The sequence below is a fragment of the Priestia sp. BR_2 genome, from assembly GCF_041954005.1.
Lineage (GTDB): Bacteria > Bacillota > Bacilli > Paenibacillales > Paenibacillaceae > Paenibacillus_AQ > Paenibacillus_AQ lautus_A.
In genome coordinates this window covers 79,889-106,866 of sequence record NZ_JAVFHM010000351.1, presented here as the reverse complement: position 1 = coordinate 106,866, position 26,978 = coordinate 79,889, and the positions used below count along the sequence as shown (strand labels likewise).

Genomic DNA, 26,978 nt, shown 5'->3' with positions numbered 1-26,978 from the left:
ATTGTACGAACTAATATTGCTACTACATGAAGACCTGTGGGTAAATGATGTAAGAAATAGGATAAGGGTCTTCGACACTCGGAGGAATGCATATGGGAATTGTCTTCTCGATCTTGAAAAAGTACCGCGTTGCAGCGATTGCGGCACTTGCCATGATGCTGATCGAGCTCACCGTCGAGCTGATTCAGCCGCTGCTTATCTCCAAAATCATCGACGACGGCATACAGAAGCAGGACATGTCCGTCGTATGGATGTGGGGAGCCGTTTTGACTGGAAGCGCTATTATAGCCTTCATCGCCGGGATATCCAGCTCTTTTTTTGCGGCGCATACGAGTCAGGGGCTCGGTTATGATCTTCGCGATCAATTGTATGACAAGGTGCAGTCTTTCTCTTATTCGATATTTAACCGGTTCGCCACTTCATCGTTGATTACCAGGCTTACGGGTGACGTCACCCAGATTCAGGACACGGTGTTCATGGGCTTGCGGTTCATGACGCGCGTTCCGCTGGTGGTGCTCGGCAGCATTATCATGGCACTGGTCGTGAATGTGAAGCTGGGCTTGCTGCTTGTGCTGACCGTGCCCGTATTGTTTATTTTCATCGCTTGGATCATGAAGCGGGCTGCCGATGCGTTCCGCAGCGTCCAGCAGCGGCTGGATGCGGTGAACGGCGTCATCCAGGAGAATCTGACCGGGATTCGATTGATCCGCGTATTCGTGCGCATGGGCCATGAAATTGAGCGCTTTGCCCGTACCTCCGGCAAGCTGATGAGCACCACCGTCTCGACCTTGCGATTAACGGAGACAACGATGCCGTTTATTCTCCTCGTCATGAACGCCGGGATCATGGCGGTCCTGTGGTTCGGCCGCAAAGATATTGCGTCCGGCAGTGCCAGCGTCGGCGAGGTGGTCGCCGTCGTCAACTATTCCCTGCGCTGCATCGGCGCCATGTCAGCCCTGTCTTGGGTCGTCGTTGCCTTTTCCCGCGGACGGGCTTCCGCCCAGCGTGCGCAGGAGGTGCTGGGCACGGAGGATATGGCGGCTGGCGCAAACAAGGACATAACCGGAAAAGTGGATATTCAGGGGGGCGTCAAATTCGAGCAAGTGAGCTTCAGTTATCCGGGCAGCGACATCGACGTCCTGACGGATATTTCCTTTGAAGCGAAGCCCGGTGAGCGCATCGCCATCATGGGAGCCACGGGTTCCGGCAAATCCTCGCTGGTCCAGCTGATTCCGCGGCTTTACGAGGAAGAGAAGGGGACCGTGCTCGTAGACGGCGTGGACGCCGCGTCGATCGATGAGGTGAACCTGCGCAGCAGCATCGGCTATGTGCCGCAGGAAGTGCTGCTCTTCTCCGGGACGGTGCGGGAGAATATTGCTTGGGGACGCGAGGATGCAACGATGGAAGAAATTCAGGAGGCGGCTCGCCGAGCTCAGATTCATGATACCATTGAGCATCTGCCTAACGGGTATGACACGATGCTGGGCCAGCGCGGGGTCAATTTGTCCGGCGGACAGAAGCAGCGCCTGTCGATTGCGCGGGCGCTCGTGCGAAAGCCCGCCATCCTCATTCTGGACGACAGCACCAGCGCTCTTGACGTCCGAACGGAAGGCGCCCTGCTGGATGCCCTCAAGGATTTATCCTGCACGACGTTTTTGATTACGCAGAAGATCAGCTCGACCACTTCTGCGGATTTGATTTTGCTGCTGGATGACGGGCGTTTGATCGGAAAAGGGAATCATGACGCTTTGATGAAAAGCTCCGCTCTGTATCGACGCATCTATGAATCCCAGTATGGAGAGGAGGCGCAGCATCATGCTCAAGGCATTCACTGAACCGTTTCGTCATCCGAAACCGAAGCTGGATCTTGACAAGAACAAGGATGGCGGCAGCCGTGGCGGCAAGCCGAAAGCCAAGGCGAAAAACTGGTCGGGCACCCTCTCCAGGATATGGACCTATCTTGCCCGGCGCAAAGGGAAACTCGCGCTCGTGCTGCTGATGGTGATGTTCAGCTCGGGCCTGGCGCTGCTGGGTCCCTATCTGCTCGGCGTCGGGGTGGACAAATTTCTGGATGATGTAAGAAATCCCGACAGCTCCATCGATTCCGCCTGGCTGTACTTTCTGGTTGGCCTGGCCGTCGTATATGTCCTCCAGGCCTTAACCACCTGGCTGCACAACGTCTGGATGATCGGCATCGCCCAAGAGACCGTGTACCGGATGCGGATGGATCTGTTCACGCATCTGCACCGGCTGCCGATTCCGTTCTACGGCAAGCGCCAGCAGGGCGAAATCATGAGCCGTCTGACGAATGACATCGAGAACGTGAGCTCGACGCTCAACAGCTCGGCCATTCAAATCTTCTCGAGCGTGCTGACCTTAATCGGCACGTTAACCGTCATGTTATGGCTTAGCCCGCTGCTTACGCTGCTGACGTTCCTGGTCGTGCCCCTGATGATGATGGGGATGCGCTGGATTACCCGCCGAACCGGCCCGCTGTTTAAAGAGCGTCAGCGCAATCTGGGGGATCTGAACGGTTACATTGAAGAAACGCTGTCCGGGCAGCGAATCATCAAGGCTTTTTCCCAGGAGGAACGGGTGGTCCGCGAATTCGATGAGCGCAATCAACGGATTCGTCTATCGGGCTTCTGGGCGCAGAGCATATCGGGCTTCATTCCGAAGCTGATGAACGGGCTCAACAATTTGAGCTTTGCGATCGTAGCAGGCATTGGCGGCATTCTGGCGATTCAGGGCCATATTACGATCGGCGTCATCATTATATTCGAAAGTTACGCGCGGCAGTTTACGAGACCGCTGAACGATCTGGCGAACCAATGGAATACGCTGCTCTCCGCCATTGCAGGTGCGGAACGCGTATTCGAAGTGCTGGACGAAGAGGTGGAAGCGAAGGATGAAGGAGCGGCTGTCACGCTGAAGAGCGTAGAGGGGGCGGTCAAGTTCGACAAAGTCTCGTTCTCTTACGATAAAGACGGGGACACCTTAGAAGGCATCAGCTTTGAAGCAAAGCCCGGCGAGATGATTGCGCTGGTCGGTCCGACCGGTGCGGGAAAAACCACCTTGATCCAGCTACTCTCCAGGTTCTACGATCCGGACAGCGGAAGCATTACCCTGGACGGCCGGGACATTTCTTCGATCCGCAGGGAAAGCCTGCGTTCGCAGATGGCTTTCGTGCTTCAGGATTCGTTCCTGTTTCAGGGCACCATCCGTGAGAATATCCGTTTCGGCCGGCTGGATGCGACCGACGAAGAAGTGGAGGAAGCCGCAAAATTGGCTAACGCCCACTCGTTCATCGTGCGCATGAAGGATGGTTACGACAAAATGCTCAAGCCTGACGGAAGCGGCATCAGCCAAGGGCAGAAGCAGCTGCTTGCGATCGCAAGGGCGATTCTGGCCAACCCCTCCATGCTGGTGCTGGATGAAGCGACAAGCAGCATCGATACCGTAACGGAGATCAAGATCCAGGAAGGGCTGCAGCGATTGATGAAAGGCAGGACGAGCTTCGTGATAGCCCATCGTCTGAATACCATCCGCTCCGCCGACCGCATCCTGGTGCTGAAAGACGGACGCCTGCTGGAGCAGGGCTCCCATGAGGAGCTGCTGAAGCAGGGAGGGTTCTACAGCGACTTATATCATGGACAGCTGAAGCGCGCCGCCATGTAATCTTAGAGTGGCACCATGAGGAAGAAGCGCATGTTCTTCTCTGCCCGCAGCCGCGTTTGGACGTATAAGGGTTACCAGGTATGGGCAGGCACCATAGTATCCACAGCATCGCCATCGCATTTAACAAATTAAAAGCATCAGGACATCATCAAAACCACCGGAGCGGCTTACAGCCAAGCGTTGCTCCGGTGGTTTTTGTGTCGGCATGCGCGGATCTGCGCAGCCTGTATGCGAATAGCCCCGATCATAATCGGATGGGCAGGCATATTTTCATCAAATGCCCCCGCATTGGCTGCCGTTCCTTATTTGGATCCGGTAGTTTGAACCTGCAGCTTATGCTGTGCCGTCCTGCCAAATTGCAGCATAAACAGCAGAAGGATTCCTGCTTGCAACGCCACCAAGACGATATAGATGTTGCTGTAGGTCGAAGCTCCCTGTACCATGTTCAGCGGGTTCCAGCGGGTGCCGGCGCCAAGGTCGACGGCTTTGCCGTAAACCCCGGTGGCAATCGCGCCGGACAGGAAGTTAAGCAGCGAGAACAGTCCCATGCCGACGCCGGTTTGCTCTTTGGGCAGCGATAAGGAGATCGTCTTGGAGAGCGAGATTTGCATAAACATGATACCGACATTGCCGAAGATCAGGAACAGTGCAATCAGGAGCGGCGATACGCCAGCAAAGGTGGACAACAGGGCAAAGCACAGCAGCAGCAGGGTGGAAGCCGCATAGAATAAATAGCGGGTTCCCTTGGTATCCGCGAGCTTGCCGCCTCTTCCGCCGAGCATGGCCGTGACGACGGCTCCGGGCACCATGACAAATCCGATCCATCCCGGTGCCAGACCGTTCAAATCCGACAGCAGCTGCGGAGTAAGAAAGGGCAGCGCATAGCCGACGCTCATGATGAACATGCCGAGGACAAGTCCGACCGTATAGCTTGGGTTGCGGAATAACCGGGGCTGGACAAAAGGCGCTTTAGCCGAACGAATGCGCAGAAGGAACGCAAGGAACAGGATCAGGCTGCCTAAACCGAATATCCAGCCGCCTTGGGTCACCGCCAGAAGCAGCAGCGCGACCGTTCCGGCCAGAAGGCCGCCGCCGAGCCAATCGATCCGTGCGCCCTGGCCCTGTTCATTGCCCAGATATTTGCGATAGAGAGGGAGGGTGACCAGGATGAGCAGCGGAATGAAAAAGAGCCATCTCCAATGGAACGTGCTAACGACCAATGCGGAAACCACCGGCCCGACCGCGTTGCCTATGGCGAGCCCGGTCGCCGTTATGCCGAGTGCGCGGCCCCGGTTTTCGGCAGGGAAGTAACGGACCGGAATGATCATGGCGATTGCCGGAATGACGGCTGCCCCCGCTGCCTGAAGGATCCGTCCCAGCAGCACCATCCAGTAGGCCTGTGCGGCCAAGCCCGTGATGGAACCGACAAAGAAGAGAAGCAATCCGAAGGTGACCAGATTTTTGAGTTTATAGGTGTCGGCCAATTTTCCGTACAGGACGGAGCCTATGGCATAGATGAGCATGTAAATCGACGATACCCAGCTGACCTGGGCGAAGGAAAGTCGGAATTCCTGGCTGATTTCCGGAAGCACGATATTAAACATGGTTGCGCTCATCGACGAGAGAATCATCGTAAACGCCAGAATGCGTATTAATTTTTCAGCCGGCGGCTGTTGCGGTTGTTGATGTTCGTTCATGTGATTTCCCCCTTTCCTTTGGTTACGATTTATTCTACAATCGATAGTTAATAAATAAAAATATATATTATGACATGCATTCATATACTCAAGGATATCAATGAAGGAGGAAGAACCCCCATGGAACTGCTTCAGCTGCATTATTTTCAGACGGTGGCCCGAATGGAGCACATGACCAAGGCCGCGAAGGAACTTCGTATTGCCCAGCCTGCGCTCAGCAAGACGATTGCCCGCTTGGAGGAAGATTTGGGCGTGCCTCTGTTTGATCGGCAGAGCCGGCAAATTAAGCTCAATTCATTCGGGAAGGCTTTTCTGAAAAGCGTCGATACGGCGTTATCGGCCCTAGAGGAAGGCAGGAGGGAAGTGTCCGATTTGGCAGGCATGGAGCGGGGGAGCATCCGCATAGCAACGACGGCATTGCCCCGGCTGTCCAAAGCCCTGGGCGCTTTCCGCGCGCGATATCCTGACGTGAATTTTCGCATCATTCAGATTCCGCCCGACTCCACGATGGAGATGGTGCAGATGCTGGAAAACGGAGAAATCGATCTGTGCTTTACCGCGGCGGCCCTGGACGAAGACCACATTCGGGAGATTCCGGTCCTCCATGCGGAGGTGTTCCTGGCGGTGCCTCACGGCCATCGATTGGCGGGACGGTCCCGCATTTCCCTTCAGGAGGTGGCGGGGGAGGCCTTCATCGAGTACAAGGCAGGCCATCCGTTTCGTAAAATGAACGAAGAGTTTTGCCGATTGGCCGGGATCAGCCGGGAAGTCGTATGTGAAGTAGATGAGCCGGCGGCATTGTCCAGCCTCGTATCGGCCGGGCTTGGAGCCGCATTTGTACCCGGATGCAAAGGGGACGACATGCCCCCGTACGCGATGGTGCGCATCGAGAAGCCTTCCTGCTACCGCACCTTTACCATAGCTTGGCTGGAGCGGCGCTACTTGTCCAAGGCCGCAACGGAGTTCCAGTCATTCCTGGTAGACTATTTCGGCGAGTTTCAGGAGCCGATGAAGCATAAAGACGTGATCTGACAAATCACGTCTTTTTTCTGTCCCGGCCGCCTCCCTTCTACATAAGGGGAGCATCCCCTTCATATGGTTACTCTTTATGACAATGAGGTCTTCGCACACCCATGACGGTTGTTCTCAACAGGCTTAGGGAGAAGAAGGCTTTATTTCATGCCGGATTTTCGGCCCGATGTTCACCCGATGTTCCTTGCGAAAAAATCCTTGCCTGAAATGGAACGTTCTGGTATGCTATTGTCCTTCTCTCATTTTCGCCTTGTCTGAAGTGGATGGGTCCGCCATCTAAAATGCTTATCGGAGGTGCTTCATGCTTTATTTCACATTGGCTTCCAAAGCCTATGCCCGCAATTTGCAGTACCGCGGCGCCCACATGGTGCACAATGTCGCCAGTGCGATGTTCGGCTTCATGTATGCCTGTATCTGGCTCGGTCTCGGCGCCGATTACGCGCTCGGAGATTACGGAACGCAGGGAATGGTCGGCTACATCGCCTTTACGCAAGCCGCGCTCTGGGTTTCCAGTTTCGTCACGAATGGCCTCGGCATCCCCCAAGCCGTGCGAACCGGCCATATCTCCCTGGATTTGATGCGACCCGTTCATTTGTTCAGTCATTTGATGGCCAAGGAATGGGGGCAAATCGCCTACCAATTCGTTTACAAATCAATCCCGATCTACCTGGTGTATTATTTTGCCTTCTCACTGCAGCTGCCTGGAAAAGCAGTCACCTTCCTCTACGTTGCCATTGCGCTCGCAGGCGCCGCCTACTTATCGATTTGCATCAACTATCTCATCGGCGCATCGGCATTATGGACAACGGAATCGTCTTGGTTGTATTGGGGCAACCACGCGATGATCAATCTCCTAGCCGGTTTCTTCATTCCCATCGAATGGCTGCCGGGCTGGCTTCAGGCGATTGCCTGGTGGTCGCCGTATCCGTATCTGCTCTATGTGCCGACCCGGATCTATCTGGGCTTCGATGACGTTTCCCATCTGTGGGGCACGTTGTCATGGTGCGTGCTGCTGACGCTGGCAAGCCTGCTGGCTACCGGATTCCTAAGGCGGAAAGTGGAGGTGCAGGGAGGATGACCGCGAGATCCTGGCTATCCCTGTATGCGCTGCTGATCCGTACGAGCATCAAAAGCCGCATGCAGTACAAATTCAATTTCATCCTGGCTTCGTTTCTTGCCGCATTGATCCAAATTTCCGAGTTTCTCATGGTCGCCATCGTCCTCTACAAATTCGGAGCCATTCAGGGCTGGTCCATGCATGAAATCGGGTATTTGTTTGCCGTCATGACGCTGTCGAAGACGCTCTACCGGACGTTTGGGGATGAAGTGCATCATCTTGAGAGTTATCTGGTCAACGGGGAGCTTGACCAGCTGCTGACCCGTCCCATGCCGGTGCTGCTGGCGCTCATGCCGCAGAAATTCCGGATCATGCTGGGCGAAGTGCTGCAGGGCGGTTTTCTGCTCTGGTGGTCGCTGCATGGCATGATGGCGGCAGGTCAGGTGGGATGGAGCGCGGTGCCGCAATCGCTGTACATTATCGTCACGGGTGCCGTCATCCTGTTCTCGATCGGCCTTGCGACCGCAACCTTCGGTTTTTGGACGACCCGGATCACCGAGCTTCAGAACCTGACGGAGGATGCGGCCCGGACGGCGGCCCAGTATCCGCTCACGCTGTATCCCAAATGGATGTCGTCGATCCTGCTGATCGTGGTCCCGGTCGGTTTGGTCAATTATGTCCCATCGCTATACATACTGCGGGGCGAGCTCGGAGCCTGGGTGCTGCCTGCGTTGGCTGGAGCGGCCCTGTTATGTCTCGGTTTAAGCCTGAGGTTCTGGCAGTTTGGTTTGACGAAATATCAAAGTACAGGGAGCTAAAGGAGGATTGCGTCCATGATTGAAGTGAGCAACATACGCAAGGAGTTCAAAACGCCGGTCGTGAAGGAGGGGCGCTTCTCCGGTCTGCGAACCCTGTTTACGAGAGAATACCGGACGAAGGAAGCCGTGAGGGGGATCAGCTTTCAAGTGGAGCCGGGGGAATTCGTCGGTTACATCGGTCCGAACGGCGCCGGCAAATCCACAACGATCAAAATGCTGACCGGCATTCTCCACCCGACCTCGGGCAGCGTATTGATCGGAGGTTTGAATCCGCACAAGGAACGGCGCAGCGTGGTGAACAATCTGGGCGTCGTATTCGGTCAGCGCAGCCAGCTGTGGTGGGACTTGCCGGTGAAGGATTCCTACGATATTTTGGCGAAAATGTACTGCGTGGATCAGGCGGACAAGGAGCGCAGACTCGGACAGTTTGCCGAACTTCTGGATTTACGGGCGTTCTGGGAAACGCCTGTGCGCAAGCTGTCGCTCGGGCAGCGCATGCGCGCAGACCTCGCGGCCGCGATGCTGCATGATCCGGACGTGCTGTTCCTGGATGAGCCGACGATCGGCCTGGACGTGAACGCCAAGCGGAACATCCGCCATTTTCTCAAGCTGGTCAACGAGCAATTCGGCAAGACCATCCTGCTCACGACGCATGACATGGACGATATCGAACAGCTCTGCAATCGCGTAATGGTCATTAACAACGGCGAGCTTTCCTATGATGGAACGGTGAAGTCCCTGCGCGAGACGATCGGGCTGCCTACGGTCATCACCGTGACCTTCCGCGGACCTTTTGTTATCCCTGAGCAGTTTCAGGGGGAAGGCAATCTTTCCGTCCCGATCCGCGTGACAGGTTCTCTGGATAACACCGTCACGATTGAGGTGAACCGCCGCGAGATGAACACGCTTGATATTTTTAAAGAGCTGGGCCGCTGGGGCGAGCTGGACGATATCGATATGGAAGATCCCGATTTTGAAGACGTGATTCATAAGGTATACTGACTAAATCAAGAGAGGGCTTCAAATAGGAGCCCTCGTTTCACTCCAATATGCTAAACTACCAGTATATCCCTCATAAGGAGTCAAACACAGACGATGAGTTTTACTATTTTATACATAGAAGACGATAAGGAGATCGGCGCTTGGTCCAAAGATTTTTTAATCGAACTTGGCTATAAAGTGATCTGGAGGACTTCAGGCCATGATGCTATGGAATCTTTTGAAACGTGCAGCCTGGTCATACTGGACATCATGATCCCAGGATTGGATGGCTATACGATCGGACAGCGGTTCAAGCAGCGCCGTCCGGATGTACCGATCTTAATGCTGACTGCCAGAACGTCAATGGAGGATAAACTGCAAGGGCTATCCTTTGCCGACGATTATATGACCAAGCCGTTTCATCCCGACGAACTGGCTGCACGCATTCAGGTGCTGTTAAGACGTTCTGGTTCAATGGCTTCGGATAACCTCCAGGTGAAGCATTTAAATATTGACCGGAGAACGAACCGTATATTAAATACGGAAACGATGGATGAAATCGTTCTTACGGGCAAGCAATTTCACATTTTCATGTATTTAATCGATCATTTGAATCAGATATTAACCCAAAAGCAAATCTACGAGGCCGTATGGAGGGAACCGTATATTCATGGCGACAAATCGCTTATGGTGCATATTCGCCATTTACGGGAGAAGATCGAGATCGATTCAAGCTCTCCTCAAATTATAGAAACGATCCGGGGGGTCGGATACCGGGTGTGCTCATGAATGTGGGTCGCTCGCTTATTCAGACAAAGGAAATGAACTTGCAATGGGAAGTGAAGTCCATTCTTAGCCGCACCTCAGCTATGGTTTGGGCGGAAATTTAAACGAAACTTAAACTCCGAGTCAACTTAATGCTCTCTTTAGATAGGTATGATGAGCTTGAGGTGATGAAATGAATGAATCAAGAATGAAAAAAGCGGGGGTTGTTGCTTGCATTGCTGCTGTGCTGTATGCCCTTCCCCATTATTGGTGGGGGCTTGGCTTCGGGTTTGCATTCCCCGGGGATTTCCAGGAGACGCCGGATGATTTTTGGTCACATGCGATCGGCTACTGGGGAATGGGAACCATCGCTATGTTGGCTGCCGTCTTCGCGCTTGCTTTCGCCAGGCCTTGGGGGAGACGACTGCCGAAATGGATGTTAGTTGTTCCGGCAACAGCCGGTTCGGTGTTGTTGTCATTATGGGGATTTATCTATTTCGCCCTGCAGTATCTGTTAGCGGTTGGACGCGTTCAGTCGGCCCCGATGCACGCTGCTCAAGATGCAAGCCCCATGGCGGCGTGGGGATACTTCTGGTATGCGCTCTTTCTGGTCTGGGGAATTTCGCTAGGCATTGCTGCATACCATGCCGGAAAAACCCGATGGCGCAAAATGGAAGAGCATTTCACTAAATAATCGGAAGTAATATTTTGGATTGCACATTTTTGGTATCTTTATACAATATAATAGGATACACACCGAAAGAGGAGCCTGCAGGAGGTTCCTCTTTAATTTGGGTGCAAATGGACATAGAGGAAGTATAATATAGAGATAAGGCGAAAGCTGCCCCGGCTCTAATCATAGGAGCCCAAGAAACCCAAGAATAACATCTACATACAAAGGATGAGCCACCATGAAGTTGATGAAGCGGATCTGGTTCCGTATCGGGAACCATTACAGGAAGAAGCGGGATTTTGAGCAAGCCCTTAAATATATGAGAAAAGGCGAAAGCGCCATTACAAGTTTTAATGACAAGCTGCACTATGCGGAACTGCTGCACAACAGCGGCTATTCGGATGAGGCCGTGGCTTATCTGGGACGCGTGATCGAAACGAGCGGCAGCCATCGCGCGTACGAGCGGCGCGCCCATATTCTGCGGGAGCTGAACCGGGAGCGCGAGGCCATCGAGGATTTGGATGAAGCGATTCGATTGAATGCGGACAATTATATGAATTGGTATACCCGGGGCATTGCGCACAAGGATCTGAACCAGTACGACGAGGCGATCCGGGATCTGAAGGAAAGCATCAAGCGGGAGGACGACAGCACGGTAATTTCGACCTACTATGAACTGGGCATGGCTTATTACGAGAGCGGGAATCCGGCGGAAGCGGCGCGCTATTTTCGTTTAAGCATCCAGAAGCCGGAGCGCGCCATTCCGATGTATTACTACATGCTGTCGGTTTCGCTGGATCTGATGGATCATGTGCAGGAAGCCGTGGGCGTCCTGCAGGAGGGAATCCAGCTGGCTGACCGGTATGAAGCGGAAGCGGATGGCGGATATGCGCTGTTCGCGGGAAGCACCAACTACAGCTATGGCGCCTTCCAGACGTTTCAGCGGCAAGCGCGCGAGGCGTATTCCTTCCGGAAGCCCATGGCGGATCTGTACGTGCAGCTGGGGGATTTGGGGCAGGCCGAGCACTATCTGTCGGAGGCCATTGAACGGTATCCGGATACGTACGAACTTTACTTAAAGAGGGCGGAGGTCTTGAACCGGTCCGGCAGCAAAGCTGCGGCCAAAGCCGATTTGGAGTGGGCGATCGAGGCGGAACCGGACGATTACCGCGCATATTTCGATTTGGCCCGTATCTACCGCGAGGATGCCCGGGAAGAGGAAGCCTTCGAGCTGATTTCGAAGCTGTATGCGAGACAGCCGGATTCTCCGCTGGCTTGCTACTGGATGGCCGACTGCTACTACCGGCTGGGTCGCCAGGAGGAGGCGCTGGCAATCAATGACAAGCTGCTTAAGCTTGAGCATGATGACGCGCCCAATTATGTTCAGCGTGCCGATATTTATATGGAGATGAACGATCTGCCGTCTGCGGAGCAGGCTTTGAAGGAAGCGGCCGCGCTCCAGGACGGGACCGAGATCCGCAACAAGCTCAGCTACGTGCTCTATCTTCAAGGACGCAACGAGGAAGCGCTGCTGGAGCTGCAGGAAGCGGTTAAGCAGGAGGAAGCCTTCTCGGAGCACCCGACGTACCTGGCGGCCAGCGGTCATATTTACAAGGAGATGGGCATGTGGGACCTTGCCATCGATGCGTATTCCCAGGCGATTCAAGCGCATCCGTCCAATCCGCGATTCTATGAATTCCGCGCCGTTTGCTTCGTGGAGACCGGCCAGCTCGAGCGGGGACTGGCGGACTGCGCTCAGGGGCTCAGCTTGAACCCGGGGCAGGGAAGCCTGTACAGCCTGCGAAGCGGAATTTATTATTCGATGGGAGACTACGCGCGCGCGAAGGAGGATACGCTGCAAGTGCTGGAGCTTTCGCCGGGTCACCCCGGGGCATATTTCAGGCTGGGGCAGATTTATTACAAGGATCAGGACGAAGATGCGGCATTGGCTGCATTTGACGAGGTGCTGAAGGTGGTGCCGGAGCATGCCGAAAGCTATCTGTACAAAGCGCATATCTATTACGGCCAGTTTGAGCATGAAGATGCGGTGCAGGCGATCGTGAACTGGAGTTTGCATCTTCAGAAGGAGATGCCGGCTGCGGAGAAAATTCAAGCCATCGAAGGCCTTGAGGGTTTTGAGGAAGGTTTGCTGGATAAGGCGGTTGAACGCTTAACGGGCATGTATGGACATCAGCTTTATTTATCTTGAGAGCATGCACTTTCTGGCAGCGGGCAAGGGGTGTCACATTTTGTCTAAAATTATGGTATGATTCAATTGTTGTTGCAGCATCATGTGCTCGCAGGCGGTATCGCCACGCGGGCTTTCTTCATGTGGCAAGGAGGGGGATTTTAGGATGATCTCGCTGCAAGAGGTCAGTAAAAGCTATGGCAACGGCGCGGACCGTTACCTGGCAATCGATGCCGTCTCTCTCGATATTGAAGAGGGCAGCATACACGGCATCATCGGCGCCAGCGGAGCCGGTAAATCGACGCTGCTGCGCATCATGAACGTACTGGAGAGACCGGACGCCGGCATAGTCTCGGTGAATGGACGGGAGCTGACCGCCCTTGGCAGCAGGGAGCTTCGGGAGGCAAGAAGGTCCATCGGCATGATCTTTCAGCTGTTCCAACTGGTCAGCAACCGGACGGTATGGGGCAACGTGTCCCTGCCGCTTGAACTGGCAAAGGTACCGAAGTCTGCCCGTGCGGAGCGCGTTCAGGAGGTCCTGCGCTTTGTCGGGCTGGAGGATAAAGCGAAGTCATATCCTGCTCAGCTTAGCGGCGGCCAGAAGCAGCGGGTAGCGATTGCCAGAGCTTTGGCCAATTCGCCGACCGTCTTGCTGTGCGATGAGCCGACGTCTTCCCTGGATCCGCGGACGACGGCGGATATTCTGGATGTGTTAAGACATATTAACCGGACGCTGGGGGTTACGATCGTCATCGTCTCGCACGAAATGGACGTGGTGAACGGCATTTGCGACCATGTGTCCGTGATGGAGGACGGCCGCTTGACCCGAACGTACCGTAATCGCCAACAGGATGGAGAGGTGCCTCGAGGTACCGGAACTCCAACTAACGGTGCTGAAGAAACGGGGGGACTGGGCTTCTATGAATGACATCATTCAATACGTGAACGATTATTTGGCCTATGTCCTCCAGTATCAGCATGAAATATGGCGGGCGATCGGCGAGACGTTCATTATGGTGGGCATTTCGATTGCTGCCGCTATAATACTGGGTCTTCCGGTCGGAACACTGCTATTTCTGTGCCGAAAAGGACAGCAGTATGAGAACCGGCTATTGTTCTCCATTCTGAATGCTCTGGTCAACGTTATACGGTCATTTCCGTTTCTGCTGCTTGTCGTTGCCATGATTCCGGTCACAAGGTGGATTGTCGGTACATCGCTCGGCACGGTGGCCGCTGCCGTGCCGCTATCCGTCGTAGCGGTTGCCTACTACTCCAGATTGGTTGAGCAATCCCTGCTGGAGGTGCCGAAGGAAGTGATGGAGGCCGCCTCTTCCATGGGGGCCTCCACGATCCAGATGATATTCAAGTTCCTGTATGTGGAGGCCAGGTCGGGTCTTGCGCTCGGACTGACAACCTCCACGATCAGTTTTATTTCGTACTCCACGGTCATGGGGATCGTGGGCGGGGGCGGCGTCGGGGATTTCGCGATCCGCTACGGGTACCAGCGATTCGAGGAAGAGATCATGACGTTTACGATCATCATCATGATCATTCTGGTACAATCGATCCAGTTCGGCGGGAACCTGGCTTCCAGGCTGCTGGACAAAAGAAAAGTATAATTGCGGTTTTGAACATGCTTGCACAGATTATTTTTTACCTGGAGGTAACCTAAAATGAATAAGAAATTATCGCTGCTTCTGCTGACCCTCATGCTTGCGCTTGCGGGCTGCGGACAGCAGCCAGCCAAGGACGAAGCCCCGGAGAGCGCGGCGCCCGAAGCGAAAGAAGAAGTGACGCTGAAGGTCGCAACGCTCATTCCGCCGATGACGGAAGTGCTAGAGCTGGTGAAGCCGATGCTGAAGGAAGAAGGCATCAATCTGGACATCCGGATTCTGTCCGATAATGTGCAGCCGAACAATGCGCTTGCCCATAAAGAGGTGGATGCGAATTTCTTCCAGCATGTACCGTACATGGAAGAGTACAATGCGAACAACGGGTCGGAACTGGTTCCGGTCACGCCGATCTATAATGCCGTTTTCGGCGCGTACTCCAAAAAATACAAAACCATCGAAGAGCTTCCGGACGGCGCAACGATAGCGATTCCCAACGATCCTTCCAACATCGGCCGATCCCTGGTGATGTTTGAGAAGAACGGTCTGATCAAGCTGAAGGAAGGCGTCGGCATCCAAGCGACGCAGGCCGACATCGTCGAGAACCCGCATCAATACAAGTTCACCGAGGTGGATCTGCTGATGCTGGCCCGCACCCTCGACGACGTCGATATGGTGGCCATGACGCCTGCCTATGCCAAACCGTTGGGACTGACGCCTAAGAAGGACGCCCTGGTAACCGAGGGCAACGACTCCGATTTCACCATTACGCTGGTGGCCCGCAAGGATAACGTGGATTCCGAGCCGATTCAAAAGCTCGCCCAGGCGATGACCAGCCCCGAAGTGAAGAAATTCTTCGAGGAGAACTATTCCGAGATCGCGCTGCCGGCTTTTGAATAAATCAACGTTTCATTTTGGCCATAGCCTGACCGTTCCCCTGGTTTTCGGGGAGCGGTTATTTTTTTGAGCGCAGGCAAATATGGTATACTCTTGATGGATTTGAGAGGTGCACCTTACATACCATACGTATTGGAGTTGAGAATTTATGAAAAAAGAAGTAGTCGACAGACTCATTACCTATGCGCAGATGGATACGCAATCCGACGAGAACAGCCACACTTGCCCTTCTACCCCGGGGCAGCTGACGCTGGGCCGGCTGCTGGTGGACGAGCTGAAGGGCATCGGCATGCAGGAGGTCACCATGGATGAGAACGGCTATGTGATGGCCACGCTTCCGGCTAACACGGATAAACCCGTCCCGACCATCGGCTTTTTGGCACATATCGATACGGCGACCGATTTTACGGGTGCCGGCGTCAAACCGCGGATCGTCGAACAATATGACGGACAAGACATCGTTTTGAATCAAGCGCAGAACGTGATCCTCTCCCCGCGCGATTTTCCGGAGCTGAGCGGTTACAAAGGACATACGCTTGTGACAACGGACGGCACAACGCTGCTGGGCGCCGACGATAAAGCGGGCATTGCAGAGATCATGACGGCGATGAATTACCTGATCCAGCATCCGGAGCTGAAGCACGGCAAAATCCGCGTGGCCTTCACGCCCGACGAAGAGATCGGTCGAGGACCGCATAAATTCGACGTGGAGGCCTTTGGCGCCAAATACGCGTATACGATGGACGGGGGGCCGCTGGGAGAGCTGCAATACGAAAGCTTTAATGCGGCGGCCGCGCTCGTGACTTGCAAAGGCAAGAACGTCCATCCCGGAACGGCCAAGGGAAAAATGGTCAACGCGGCGAAAATCGCCATGGAGCTGAACGGCATGCTCCCTGCGGAAGAAGCGCCTGAACATACCGAGGGATATGAAGGCTTCTTTCATCTCACTTCCATCGAAGGCGATGTGGAGGTGACCGAGCTTCGTTATATTATCCGCGACCATGACCGGGAGCTGTTCGAAGGCAGGAAAGCCAAGCTGGCTTCCATCGTCGAAGAGCTTCAGGACAAGTATGGAGCCGAGCGGATCGTGCTTCAGATGAAAGACCAATATTACAATATGCGGGAGAAAATCGAGCCGGTCAAAGAAGTGGTCGACATCGCGCAGACCGCGATGGAGAAGCTGGGAATCAAGCCGATCATCGAACCGATCCGCGGGGGGACCGACGGTTCCCAACTGTCGTACATGGGCCTGCCGACACCGAACATTTTTACGGGCGGGGAAAACTATCACGGACGATATGAATACGTGTCCGCCGACAATATGGTACTGGCCGTCAAGACGATTATCGAGATTGTCCAGCTGTATGAGGCGCAGGCATAAGTTAAAAGGCAGTTGTGTTATTAATAGAAGAGCTCCCGGCATTCATGCCGGGAGCTCTTTTCATTTGCAGGATCATGTTTTATTCGAGCTTTTTTCCAGGCTGTACTTATATTCGCTGGGGGTCATGCCTGTCCATTTGCGGAACTGCTTGGAGAAATAGAGAGCGTCGTTGAAACCGACGGAGGAGGCAATTTCATGGATGGAGAAGGACGATCTCATGAGTGCTTTGGCCTTCTCGATGCGTACCTTCATGAGGTACTGCATGGGCGAAAGGCCCGTATGCTGTTTGAACATCTTGGACAGATGGGCCCGGTGATAGCCGAGTGCCTTCGCCATCTGATCTATGGACAGCTGCTGGTGATATTGGGTCGAAATCCAGCGCTCCGTCTGTCTCACGCCCCGCTCAATATCCGGCACGTCATTGGAGCTCGACGGAAGAAACTCGCGGTTTAACATCGCCAGCTTATGGAGCAGCAATCGGAGCCACCCGGATGCCTGAAGATCCTCCAGCCAAGGGTGATCCGATTGGTTAAACCCGAGACGCAGATGACGGTACATCTCAGCCAGGGCGTTCAGTTCGGTTTCTTCCGTGCAGCGGATAATCGGCCTGACGGGTGTAACGCCCATATCAGCCAGCAGCAGGTTGGTGCCTTTCTCCTGCAGAGCCACCCAGTTGTAGTGCCAGGGATTCCGGTCGTCCGCTTCATAGCTGAACAGAACGCCGGGAAGGATCACGAAGGTATCGCCTGCCCGGCAGTGATGCACCGTGCCAGCGCATTCGAACACGCCTTGGCCTGTCAGGACGGTGTGAATAAGGCAGTAATCATGGATGATGGGCCCGATTTTGTGGCGGGGTACGGGCATGCCTTCGCCGCTGAACAGAATGTTCAGGTCATGGCCCCCGGGCGAAGGGTTCATGCCAATCGTGTAAAGGGTATGGTCCGGCAAAATGGACATCTTTTTGGCTCCTCCTTAAACGTATGCGAAATCGATCGATGAGCGGATATGAGATAGAGTTAGATTACATAATCGCACGACAAATGTCCATATGGCACTTGTTTTGCTCCATATTCAAAAAAGGCCGATTATCTTATAGTTAGTCATGTGAAAGCGTATTAATTTATGGAGTTTAAGGAGGGCATTTATTGATGTCTAAGATTACATTCATCGGAGCAGGAAGTACCGTATTTGCCAAAAACGTCCTGGGTGATTGCATGCAGACGCCGGCTTTGCAGGGGTTTGAACTTGCTTTGTTTGATATTGACCCCGTTCGTTTGAAAGACTCGGAGAACATGCTGAATAACATAAAGAAAACCAGCGGCAGCACCTGTGTCGTAAAATCATACGGCGACCGCAAGGAAGCGCTTCGCGGAGCAAAATACGTCATTAACGCGATTCAGGTTGGAGGCTATGACCCGTGCACGATCACGGACTTCGAGGTTCCGAAGAAATACGGGCTAAGACAGACGATAGCGGACACCGTGGGAATCGGCGGAATATTCCGCAACCTCCGCACCATCCCGGTCATGCTGGATTTCGCGGCTGATATGCGGGAGGTTTGTCCGAACGCCTTGTTCCTCAACTATACGAATCCAATGGCAGTGCTGACCAATGCCATGAACACGCTGGGCGGCGTGCAAACCGTAGGATTGTGCCACAGCGTTCAGGCATGCATCCCGCATCTGTTCGATAATTTGGGAATAGACAAGGAAGGCGTGCAGGCCAAAATCGCCGGCATCAACCATATGGCATGGCTGCTTGAGGTAACGAAGGACGGCGTGGACCTGTATCCGGAAATCAAGAAGCGCGCGGCGGAGAAGCAGAAGGAGAAGCACCATGATATGGTCCGTCTCGAGATGATGCTGAACTTCGGTTACTACATTACCGAATCGTCCGAGCATAACGCCGAATATCATCCGTATTTCATCAAGCGCAACTATCCGGAGCTGATCGAACGCTTTAATATCCCGCTGGATGAATACCCGCGGCGCTGCGTGAACCAAATCGAGGGATGGAAGGCGATGCGCGAGGATTTGGTCAACAACCAGGATCTGAAGCACAACCGTTCCCATGAATATGCCTCCTACATTTTGGAAGCAATCGAGACCAATAAACCGTTCAAAATCGGCGGCAATGTGATGAATACGGGACTGATCACGAACCTTCCGAAGGAAGCCTGCGTCGAGGTTCCGTGTCTGGTCGATGCCAGCGGCGTGACGCCGACCTATGTTGGCGATCTGCCTCCGCAGTGTGCCGCGCTGAACCGCACCAATATCAACACCCAGCTGCTGACGCTGGAAGCCGCGGCAACCGGCAAGAAGGAGCATATCTATCATGCGGCGATGCTGGATCCGCATACGGCAGCAGAATTGTCCATGGATGACATCAAGAGCCTGTGCGACGACTTGATCGAAGCGCACGGAGACTGGCTTCCTAAATACCAGTAAGGAAGAATGGATGAACGAAAGTAACGCAAGGAGCAGGGGATCCTCCCCGCTCCTTGCTTTTTTTTGAAGCGCAATGGATGGGCCGATGTTACACTAAACCTAATGATGACTCGTTTTGCCTGTCACTCTATGTTAATGAAAACTGCTTATGCAGGTATATGGGGGTGCGGTATGAAGCTGAGGCTATTTATGTGCCTGCTGTTCCTGTTTACGGCAGGATGTGCCCGTGATGTAACGGTGTTCGAGTCCGCGGTTTATTCGCTGGAAGACGACAGGATTGCCGTGGACTGCTCCGACAAAGTGAATCGTAACCGGAAGAATCACACGGATGAGGGGTACCACTGTGAGGTGCTGGTCACCGAATCGACTTCCCTGAAGGCAAGTGGAGGAGGAGCTATCACGCTGGATGAGCTAAAGGAAGGCGATCTTATCCGCATCACGTTAAAAAAGCCGTTGAACATAAGCAAGAACAACAGAAGTTTTGAGGCCAAAGAAATTATGCTGCAAGCCCAATAAAAGAGAGACGCTCTTTCGCTGCGAAAGACGTCTCTCTTTTTCGTTAACGGACCTCGTGCGTCATCCCTTACGGGTTCAGTTTCGCGCGCGGGAGCGTGATGAGAAACACGGTTCCCGATCTTGGCGAGCTTCGAACCGAGACGCTTCCGTTCATGGCGCGGATGGCTTGATAGGAGAAGGTGAGCCCAAGCCCGGTCCCGCTCATTTTGGTGGAATAGTAGATCGAACCGAGACGGCTTAGCTGCTCGGGGGTCATGCCGATCCCGTTGTCCTTGATTTCCACGGCCACCTGGTCCGTTTCTTCATAGACGGTAATGTTGACCATGCCGTTGTCGACGTCTTTGCACGCCTCGATCGCATTCTTAATAAAGTTGACCAGCAGCTGCTTGAGCTCTGCGGGACTCCCCGAAATGTAGAGGTTCGACTGGGGAGAGTCCGTGCTGAGGGTGACGTTGCTCATATTGGCATATGAAGTCATAAGCTCAACGACGGACTTGATTTGGGCGGTAAGCTCGATTCGCTGCTGAAACGGCAAGTGAGGCTTGCTGATCGAGAGGTATTCGGACAAGATCTGTTCGGTTCGGCGAATTTCCTCCATGCTGATTTCTAGGAATCGTTCGGTCTTTTCCGGAGGGAACGTGCCGCTTTTGATCAATTGCAGGAACCCCAGCACGGTCGTCAGCGGATTGCGGACCTCATGGGCAAGGGAGGCGGCGACATGATTCACGGCTTCGGCTTTTTCATTCTGGATATACCGCAGATAAAGCTCCTTGTCGGATACGGACTTGTTAAACAGGGTCACGAGAAGCCATATCCCGAGCGAGTTATGAACCGGCATGGCTAAAATATTAAAAACAAAGTAATTCATGATGTAGTCAGGCTTGGTTATATAGAGTACCAGGAGCGGAAGGACCGAGAAGCTGATGCCGGCTATAAAAATGATCCATAATTTGTGTTTGCTTCGGTGATACAGGAATGACAGCAGAACGGACAGCGGGAACGTAAAGATCAAGATTATAATGGCGTCGATCGTGCCGGATCCGCCAATGTACAATCTGTAGATTAGAAATTCCACGAGCAGAATTGCCCCAGTCAGGAACCCTCCGAACAGCATGCCGAAGAACATAATGACATACCGTACGTCAAAGATCAGACCGCTTTGGACAGACGAAGCAAAGGTCATGGACAGCAGCATGCACAGCGAACAAATGACAATGATGAAATTACGGGAATAGTTGACAGTCAGTTTTCTGTAATAGATGTTGTATGCAACAAAAGGCATCAATGCAAACAACAGCTGCAGCAAAACATCTTTGATCACAGGCAGTAGGCCCACCCCTTTGAAGAGTATCGGATCGTCCGCTAGATTACCATGTCCATTCAAGTTCGACGTCAAATGGAAAAATCCTTGAGGCTTGAATAAAAATGACAAAAAAAATAATTCGTACTCAGATTGAACCGAGGTACATATAAATCCATCAAGAAAGCGCTTGCAGACAACCGATGTTCGACTCGGATACTCAGCACTTAAGTGAGAACACATTTCCATGAATGGGAGGGTTCACAAGTGAAGCTGAAAACCGTTCTGAGACCCATGTTCATTCTATTGTTGGCCGCGTCTTTTTTTGTCGCGGGGTGCCAAAGCGTAACGCCGCCGCCGACAGCATCAGAAACACCGCCGCCTAATGAAGAAGTTAAGACGCCCGGAGGAAGCGAAGAACCGGCACCGCAGGGCGATGCGAAAGCAACGCCGAGAAACGAAACGCTTTACGTGAACGGCTTGCAATGGGGAGCGCCCACGAATTTCAACCTGCTTAGCGGAAACCCGGCGTTTCCGATCAACTACGGAAATTCGAGGGAACTGGTGTATGAAACGTTGTTTATGGTCAACCAGCTCACAGGCGAGTTAGAGCCGCTGCTTGGGACCAAGTACGAATGGACCGACGATCTCAACTTGCGGATCGAGCTGAACCAGGATGCCAAATGGAGCGACGGCAAGCCGTTCACCTCCGACGATGTCGTCTATACCTACCAGCTTGGCAAAAAGTATGACATCAACTGGAGCAGCTTCTGGACGTACATCGAGGACGTAACGGCAGACGGACCGCAAACGGTGAACATCACACTCAACAAAGACAATCCGAACAAGTTGACGGTGCTCGACAGCATTGAGATCATGCCGATGCTGCCTAAACATGTCTGGGAAGAGATAGAGAAGAAAGCCAACAACGATCTTGCCACCATTCGGAAGGAAGTCAACGAGGACCCGATCGGAACGGGGCCTTATAAAATGTATTTTTACAATGACCAGAAAATCACGATTATACGGGACGATAACTACTGGGGCCAGGCGCTCTTCGGCAAGCTGCCGGCTCCAAAGTACATCACCCATGTCATCTATAAAGATAATGCCGCGGGCGATCTGGCGTTCAAGAGCGGCCAGGTCGACGTATCGCAGCAGTTTATTCCTCAGGTATGGAAAATGTGGGAAGGCGGGGCTCCGGTCAAAACCTATATCAAAGAGGTGCCTTATTATGTGCCGGGCTCCATGCCGTCGATTTTCTTCAACATGACAAAGGAAGGGCTCGACAATGCGGATGTCCGCAGAGCGATTGCCATGGCAATTGACTACGGCAAAATCTCGGAGCTGGCCATCAGCGGCTACTCCGCCCCGATGGAGCCGTCATTGACGCTCAATACGGAGGCCGAAGCGAAATATGTGGACCAGGCGGCCATCAAACCGCTCCAGTGGACAACGGACGTGGAGGCGGCCAATGCGCTGCTCGATTCCATCGGCGCCGCGAAAGGGAAAGACGGCATCCGCGTTCTGAACGGTACCCGACTCGGTCCGTTTGAGATTGAATGTCCGTACGGCTGGTCGGATTGGAACGCTGCGCTTGAGATCGTCGCCCAGAACGCGAAAGCGATCGGCATCGAGATTCGGACCAAATTCCCGGAAGCGCCGGTATGGACCAATGATCTTCAGACCGGCAAGTTCGACATTATCATGAACACGCCTGCGGGCGGAGTCAGCCCGAGCCAGCCGTGGAACCGCGCCATGACCATCATGTACTCCAAAGGCGTTGCGCCAATGGGCGAAATGGCATTCTACAACTGGGGCCGATACAAGAACGATCAGGCGGATGCCATCATCGAGAAGATTCCTACCATTTCGGACGAAGCCGAATTGAAAGCGCTCTACACCGAACTGACCCAAATCTGGTTGAAGGATATCCCGTCGATTCCGCTCATGTATCGTCCATGGGTATTCGATACGGTTAATGAATCGGTCTGGAAGGGCTTCCCGACCGAAGGGGACGGCAGCAACATCCCTCCTCAAATTTCGATGGATGGGGCCGGCATCAAGTCGCTGTATCAGATTCATAACTGAGGATATAACTCAATGAACGAAGACCTGTATTGGTGGATTAGCACCCCTGATATAGGTCTCTTTTCCACCAAATTCGAAGGTGCGATTCATGGGGGTGAGCTGCTTGAGTGTTTACGGAAAATATATCGTCAAGAAGTTCTTCTGGTATTTTCTGACGCTGGTAATCGCCGTTACGCTGAACTTTCTGTTGCCCCGGATGATTGAGGGGAATCCGGTCAGCATGATCGTGTCCGAGATGACGCAGGGGATGACCGACAGCGATACGATTAAGCGGGTCTATGAGACCTTTCTCGTGGAGTTCGGCATCGACAAGCCTTTATGGGAACAATTCTTCATCTATCTGAAAAATTTGGCGACCGGCAACCTGGGCACTTCGTTCGGGCTGTATCCGAAACCGGTCACGGAGATTTTGGCCTCGGCAGTGCCGTGGACGATCGGTCTCCAGCTTCCGGCCATCCTGGTTGGCTGGATCATCGGCAACGTGCTGGGCGCCGTTGCGGCATACCGCAAGGGCGTGTTCGATAAAGTGATTTTTCCGGTGGCTTTATTCGTGAATTCCATTCCGTTCTTCACGCTGGCCATCATCATGCTGTACGTGTTCGCACTGTCCCTGAACTGGTTTCCGCTGCATGGCGGCTACGACTATCAGATGGTGCCGACGCTCAGCTTTGAATTCTTCGCTTCGGTGCTTCGGCATCACACGCTTCCTTTCCTGTCGATCGTGCTGGTGACCATCGGGGGTCAAGCCATCGGCATGCGCGAGATGTCCATCTATGAGCTCAATTCGGATTATGTGCTGTACAGCAAGCTGCTCGGGATACGGGATTCCAAGATCGCGAAATATGTATTCCGGAATGCCATGCTGCCCCAGATAACGGGACTGGCGTTATCCATCGGCACGATGGTAGGCGGCTCTCTGATTTGCGAGATCGTGTTCAGTTATCCGGGGATCGGAACCTGGATGTTCACGGCGATCCGTCAGCTCGATTATCCGTTAATTTCTGGCTGCACCCTCTTGATCGCCCTGGCTGTGCTGCTGGCCAACTTTACGATCGACTTAATCTACGGCTGGATCGATCCGAGAATCAAGGCCGCTCAGATGGAGGATCAATAATATGAACAGTTCCTTTCGCATATTGATCAAATCGCCAAAGTTTATGTTCGGAGCCTGCATGCTGCTGGCCATGATCGGCATGGTGCTGATCTACCCGCTCTTTAACCGCAATGACCCGCTGGAAATGATCGCGCTGGCATATCAACCGCCGGACTCGAAGCTGCTGCTCGGGTCGGATAACTTCGGCAGGGATTTATTTCTTGAATTGATCTACGGCATTCGGACCTCCCTGCAGGTAGGGCTGATTGCCGGCGTATTTGCTACCGTTATCGGCCTTGTGATCGGTTTAGCCTCAGGTTATATCGGAGGCATGATCGATAATCTGCTGACCGCGATCACCAACATTTTCATCGTGATTCCTTCCTTTGTCATCCTGATTTTGATCTCGGTCAGCATCGATTCGCGCAGCTCGTTTGTCACGGCGGTCATCATCGGCATCACCAGCTGGCCCTGGACGGCCAGGGCCGTAAGGGCGCAAACCTCCTCATTGCGAAACCGGGATCACGTGAACATCGCCAAAATATCCGGGTACAGCACGCCGCGCATCATTGTCTCGGAGATTTTGCCGTACATCGCCTCCTATGTCGTGATGGCTTTCGTGCTGCAGACGGCATCGGGCATTCTCTCCGAGGCTTCCATCTCGATGCTGGGACTCGGCCCTTACAACACGATTTCCCTCGGCATCATCATGAATTGGGCGCTCGTCTTCGAAGCGCCGGTTGCCGGGGCCTGGTGGGCCTTTATCCCGGCGGCGATTTCCATCGCCATCATCACCTTCTCCTTGTACATGATGAACACCGGCATGGATGAAATATTCAATCCGAAGATTAGGAGCTGATGGGGCCTTGAGCACAAATATACTGGAAGTTAACGAATTGAAAACCTTTTACCGTACCCGGCTGAAGGAGCATGTATATGCCGTAGACGGCGTGAGCTTCTCGCTCGAGAAGGGGAAGACGCTTGGCATTGCCGGCGAATCCGGCTGCGGCAAATCGACCCTTGCCCTCAGCCTGATGGGATTCTATTTTCCGCCGCTGCATTTCGGCAGCGGCTCGATTGTCATCAACGGCACGGACATTATGAAGCTCGGCAAGGAACAGCTTCGTTCCCGGGTGTCGGGAAGAGAGATATCGTATATTCCGCAAGCGGCCATGAATGCCCTGAATCCAACGCTCAAAATCATTCGATTCATCGAGGATATCATGAAGGAGCACCGCCCCGAGCTGAACAAGAAGCAGGTGTGGGATATGGCGGCGGAGCGGTTCGAGACCTTGAATTTGTCGACCAAGGTGCTGAACTCCTATCCGAACGAACTGTCGGGGGGCATGAAGCAGAGAACGGTCATCGCGATTTCCACCATTCTGAATCCGAAAGTGCTGATTGCGGACGAACCGACCTCGGCTCTGGACGTAACCTCGCAGAAAGCGGTTATCAAGCTGCTGAAGAGCCTGCTGGACCGCGGCTTTATCCAATCCCTTGTCTTCATCACGCACGAGCTGCCGCTGCTCTATCATGTAACGGATGACATCATCGTCATGTACGCGGGGGAAATCGTGGAGCGGGGAACCGCGGAGCAAATGATATTTGACCCGATCCATCCTTATACGAAAAAGCTGATGGGCTCCATCATCGTGCCCGAGGAGGGCATGAAGGGCCATAAGCTTGCCGCCATTCCGGGGACCCCGCCCAATCTGAAGAACGTGCCGGAGGGCTGCCGGTTCGCCGACCGCTGCTCCTATGTGCAGGATGCCTGCCGGAAGGGCAAGATAACGAGCCGGACCGTGGGGGATCGAATCTATCGGTGCATCGTGGAGCCTGATGTACTTAAGGAGTGGTATGCGAATGAAGGGGAATGACGTACTGATTCGGGGAGAGCATCTCACGAAGGTGTTCGGTTACGGGAAGCAGAAGACAACCGCCGTGGAGGATGTCAGCTTTACCTTTCATGAAGGCGAAATCATATCGATTGTCGGCGAGAGCGGAAGCGGCAAAACGACGCTGGCAAAAATGATCATGGGCTTGCTGAAAGAGAGCAGCGGGACGATTGAATATATGGGCAAGCCGAGACGGCTGAAGCGGCATGGAGACCGCAAGCGCTATTGGAAGAACATTCAGGCGATTTTCCAGGACCCGTTCTCTTCGTTCAACCTGTTCTACAAAGTGGAGAAGCTGCTGCTCGACTGCATTAAGCTGCAGGGAGATAAACTGACGAAGGAGGAGCAATTCCGCAAGATGAAGGAAGCGTGTTCCTTCGTCAATCTAAAATTCGAAGAGCTGCACAATAAATATCCGTTCGAATTGTCCGGCGGGCAGATGCAGCGCCTGATGATCGCCCGGATTTTCATGCTTCATCCGAAGCTGCTTATTGCGGATGAACCGACCTCCATGGTCGATGCGTGCTCGCGGTCCACGATCCTTGACATGCTCTTGAAGCTGCGGGATGAGAATAACATGACGATTATTTTTATAACCCATGACGTAGGGCTTGCTTATTATGTAAGCGATACGCTGTATATTATGGAACAGGGGAAAGTCGTGGAGCGCGGACCGGCGGAAGAGGTTATCCTGAACCCGCAGCATCCGTATACGCAGCAGCTGATATCGGATGTGCCCAAGATCCATTCCGAGTGGGATTTGGCATAAGGCCGTTAGCTATGGAACGCTTATGGAAAGCTCGAAGCGAGAAACCGCTTCGAGCTTTTATTTTTGGCAAGAGACAAGGAACGGGAGTAT

The 26,978-nt window shown here is 53.6% G+C and carries 23 protein-coding genes; 20 read left to right on the top strand and 3 right to left on the bottom strand.

Translation table 11 applies throughout. The annotated features are described in order from the left end of the window. Window positions 1–92 precede the first annotated feature (92 nt). Window positions 93–1,835 carry an ABC transporter ATP-binding protein gene (locus RB298_RS32250; RefSeq protein WP_375120689.1) on the top strand — a complete coding sequence of 581 codons (1,743 nt, stop codon included), beginning with the start codon at window positions 93–95 and terminating at the stop codon, window positions 1,833–1,835. Next, a complete protein-coding gene (locus tag RB298_RS32245) occupies window positions 1,816–3,678 on the top strand; it encodes an ABC transporter ATP-binding protein (protein ID WP_375120688.1) in 1,863 nt (620 codons plus the stop codon). The genes RB298_RS32250 and RB298_RS32245 overlap by 20 nt, the downstream gene beginning before the upstream one ends. 302 nt (window positions 3,679–3,980) lie before the next feature. On the opposite strand, the gene RB298_RS32240 is transcribed toward RB298_RS32245, so the two are convergent. After that, complete coding sequence (locus RB298_RS32240) at window positions 3,981–5,375, bottom strand: MFS transporter (protein ID WP_375120687.1); 1,395 nt, start codon at window positions 5,373–5,375, stop codon at window positions 3,981–3,983. Between the two features lie 120 nt (window positions 5,376–5,495). Between RB298_RS32240 and RB298_RS32235 the strand changes: the two genes are divergently transcribed. From RB298_RS32235 to pepT, 11 genes are all read left to right on the top strand, one after another. Continuing rightward, window positions 5,496–6,407 carry a LysR family transcriptional regulator gene (locus RB298_RS32235; protein WP_192569434.1) on the top strand — a complete coding sequence of 304 codons (912 nt, stop codon included), beginning with the start codon at window positions 5,496–5,498 and terminating at the stop codon, window positions 6,405–6,407. 301 nt (window positions 6,408–6,708) lie between these two features. Then, window positions 6,709–7,485 (top strand): ABC transporter permease, encoded by a 777-nt coding sequence (locus RB298_RS32230; RefSeq protein WP_036662442.1) that lies wholly within the window; start codon window positions 6,709–6,711, stop codon window positions 7,483–7,485. Further along, window positions 7,482–8,282: an ABC transporter permease gene (locus RB298_RS32225; RefSeq protein ID WP_375120686.1), complete on the top strand. Its 801-nt coding sequence runs from the start codon at window positions 7,482–7,484 to the stop codon at window positions 8,280–8,282. The genes RB298_RS32230 and RB298_RS32225 overlap by 4 nt, the downstream gene beginning before the upstream one ends. A gap of 15 nt (window positions 8,283–8,297) precedes the next feature. Beyond that, window positions 8,298–9,284, top strand: a complete 987-nt coding sequence (locus RB298_RS32220) for an ABC transporter ATP-binding protein (protein WP_375120685.1) — start codon at window positions 8,298–8,300, stop codon at window positions 9,282–9,284. Between the two features lie 93 nt (window positions 9,285–9,377). Continuing rightward, window positions 9,378–10,052 (top strand): response regulator transcription factor, encoded by a 675-nt coding sequence (locus RB298_RS32215; protein ID WP_192569430.1) that lies wholly within the window; start codon window positions 9,378–9,380, stop codon window positions 10,050–10,052. A 169-nt stretch (window positions 10,053–10,221) separates the two neighbouring features. Further along, complete coding sequence (locus tag RB298_RS32210; protein ID WP_340964583.1) at window positions 10,222–10,722, top strand: DUF3995 domain-containing protein; 501 nt, start codon at window positions 10,222–10,224, stop codon at window positions 10,720–10,722. Between the two features lie 217 nt (window positions 10,723–10,939). Beyond that, complete coding sequence (locus RB298_RS32205) at window positions 10,940–12,910, top strand: tetratricopeptide repeat protein (protein ID WP_096775264.1); 1,971 nt, start codon at window positions 10,940–10,942, stop codon at window positions 12,908–12,910. A gap of 145 nt (window positions 12,911–13,055) precedes the next feature. Continuing rightward, a complete protein-coding gene (locus RB298_RS32200; RefSeq protein WP_375120684.1) occupies window positions 13,056–13,817 on the top strand; it encodes a methionine ABC transporter ATP-binding protein in 762 nt (253 codons plus the stop codon). Next, on the top strand, window positions 13,810–14,508 hold the full coding sequence (locus RB298_RS32195) for a methionine ABC transporter permease (RefSeq protein WP_015733860.1): 699 nt from the start codon (window positions 13,810–13,812) through the stop codon (window positions 14,506–14,508). Before RB298_RS32200 ends, RB298_RS32195 begins: the two co-directional genes overlap by 8 nt. A gap of 54 nt (window positions 14,509–14,562) precedes the next feature. Continuing rightward, the gene (locus tag RB298_RS32190) at window positions 14,563–15,399 is read left to right on the top strand and encodes a MetQ/NlpA family ABC transporter substrate-binding protein (protein ID WP_096775266.1); all 837 of its coding nucleotides are present in this window, start codon (window positions 14,563–14,565) and stop codon (window positions 15,397–15,399) included. A gap of 145 nt (window positions 15,400–15,544) precedes the next feature. After that, window positions 15,545–16,777: a peptidase T gene (gene pepT, locus RB298_RS32185; protein WP_096775267.1), complete on the top strand. Its 1,233-nt coding sequence runs from the start codon at window positions 15,545–15,547 to the stop codon at window positions 16,775–16,777. Between the two features lie 72 nt (window positions 16,778–16,849). Here the strand turns inward: pepT and RB298_RS32180 are convergent, their stop codons facing one another. Next, window positions 16,850–17,734 carry a helix-turn-helix transcriptional regulator gene (locus tag RB298_RS32180; RefSeq protein ID WP_096775268.1) on the bottom strand — a complete coding sequence of 295 codons (885 nt, stop codon included), beginning with the start codon at window positions 17,732–17,734 and terminating at the stop codon, window positions 16,850–16,852. 191 nt (window positions 17,735–17,925) lie between these two features. Between RB298_RS32180 and melA the strand changes: the two genes are divergently transcribed. After that, window positions 17,926–19,224: an alpha-glucosidase/alpha-galactosidase gene (melA, locus tag RB298_RS32175; RefSeq protein ID WP_096775269.1), complete on the top strand. Its 1,299-nt coding sequence runs from the start codon at window positions 17,926–17,928 to the stop codon at window positions 19,222–19,224. A 171-nt stretch (window positions 19,225–19,395) separates the two neighbouring features. Further along, window positions 19,396–19,740: a hypothetical protein gene (locus RB298_RS32170; protein ID WP_096775270.1), complete on the top strand. Its 345-nt coding sequence runs from the start codon at window positions 19,396–19,398 to the stop codon at window positions 19,738–19,740. Window positions 19,741–19,807: 67 nt separating this feature from the next. Here RB298_RS32170 and RB298_RS32165 read toward each other — a convergent pair whose 3' ends face one another. Further along, a complete protein-coding gene (locus RB298_RS32165) occupies window positions 19,808–21,061 on the bottom strand; it encodes a sensor histidine kinase (RefSeq protein ID WP_228468782.1) in 1,254 nt (417 codons plus the stop codon). Between the two features lie 246 nt (window positions 21,062–21,307). On the opposite strand from RB298_RS32165, the gene RB298_RS32160 reads away from it, so the two are divergent. The 5 genes from RB298_RS32160 to RB298_RS32140 all read left to right on the top strand — a co-directional run bounded on the left by RB298_RS32160 (window position 21,308) and on the right by RB298_RS32140 (window position 26,888). Next, window positions 21,308–23,131, top strand: coding sequence for an ABC transporter substrate-binding protein (locus tag RB298_RS32160; protein WP_375120683.1), 1,824 nt, complete (start codon window positions 21,308–21,310; stop codon window positions 23,129–23,131). A 103-nt stretch (window positions 23,132–23,234) separates the two neighbouring features. Next, a complete protein-coding gene (locus RB298_RS32155) occupies window positions 23,235–24,245 on the top strand; it encodes an ABC transporter permease (RefSeq protein ID WP_085981266.1) in 1,011 nt (336 codons plus the stop codon). Between the two features lies 1 nt (window position 24,246). Further along, window positions 24,247–25,083 carry an ABC transporter permease gene (locus RB298_RS32150; protein WP_009591588.1) on the top strand — a complete coding sequence of 279 codons (837 nt, stop codon included), beginning with the start codon at window positions 24,247–24,249 and terminating at the stop codon, window positions 25,081–25,083. A 7-nt stretch (window positions 25,084–25,090) separates the two neighbouring features. Then, window positions 25,091–26,101, top strand: coding sequence for an ABC transporter ATP-binding protein (locus RB298_RS32145; protein WP_015733868.1), 1,011 nt, complete (start codon window positions 25,091–25,093; stop codon window positions 26,099–26,101). Then, a complete protein-coding gene (locus tag RB298_RS32140; protein WP_009591620.1) occupies window positions 26,088–26,888 on the top strand; it encodes an ABC transporter ATP-binding protein in 801 nt (266 codons plus the stop codon). The genes RB298_RS32145 and RB298_RS32140 overlap by 14 nt, the downstream gene beginning before the upstream one ends. Window positions 26,889–26,978 lie beyond the last annotated feature (90 nt).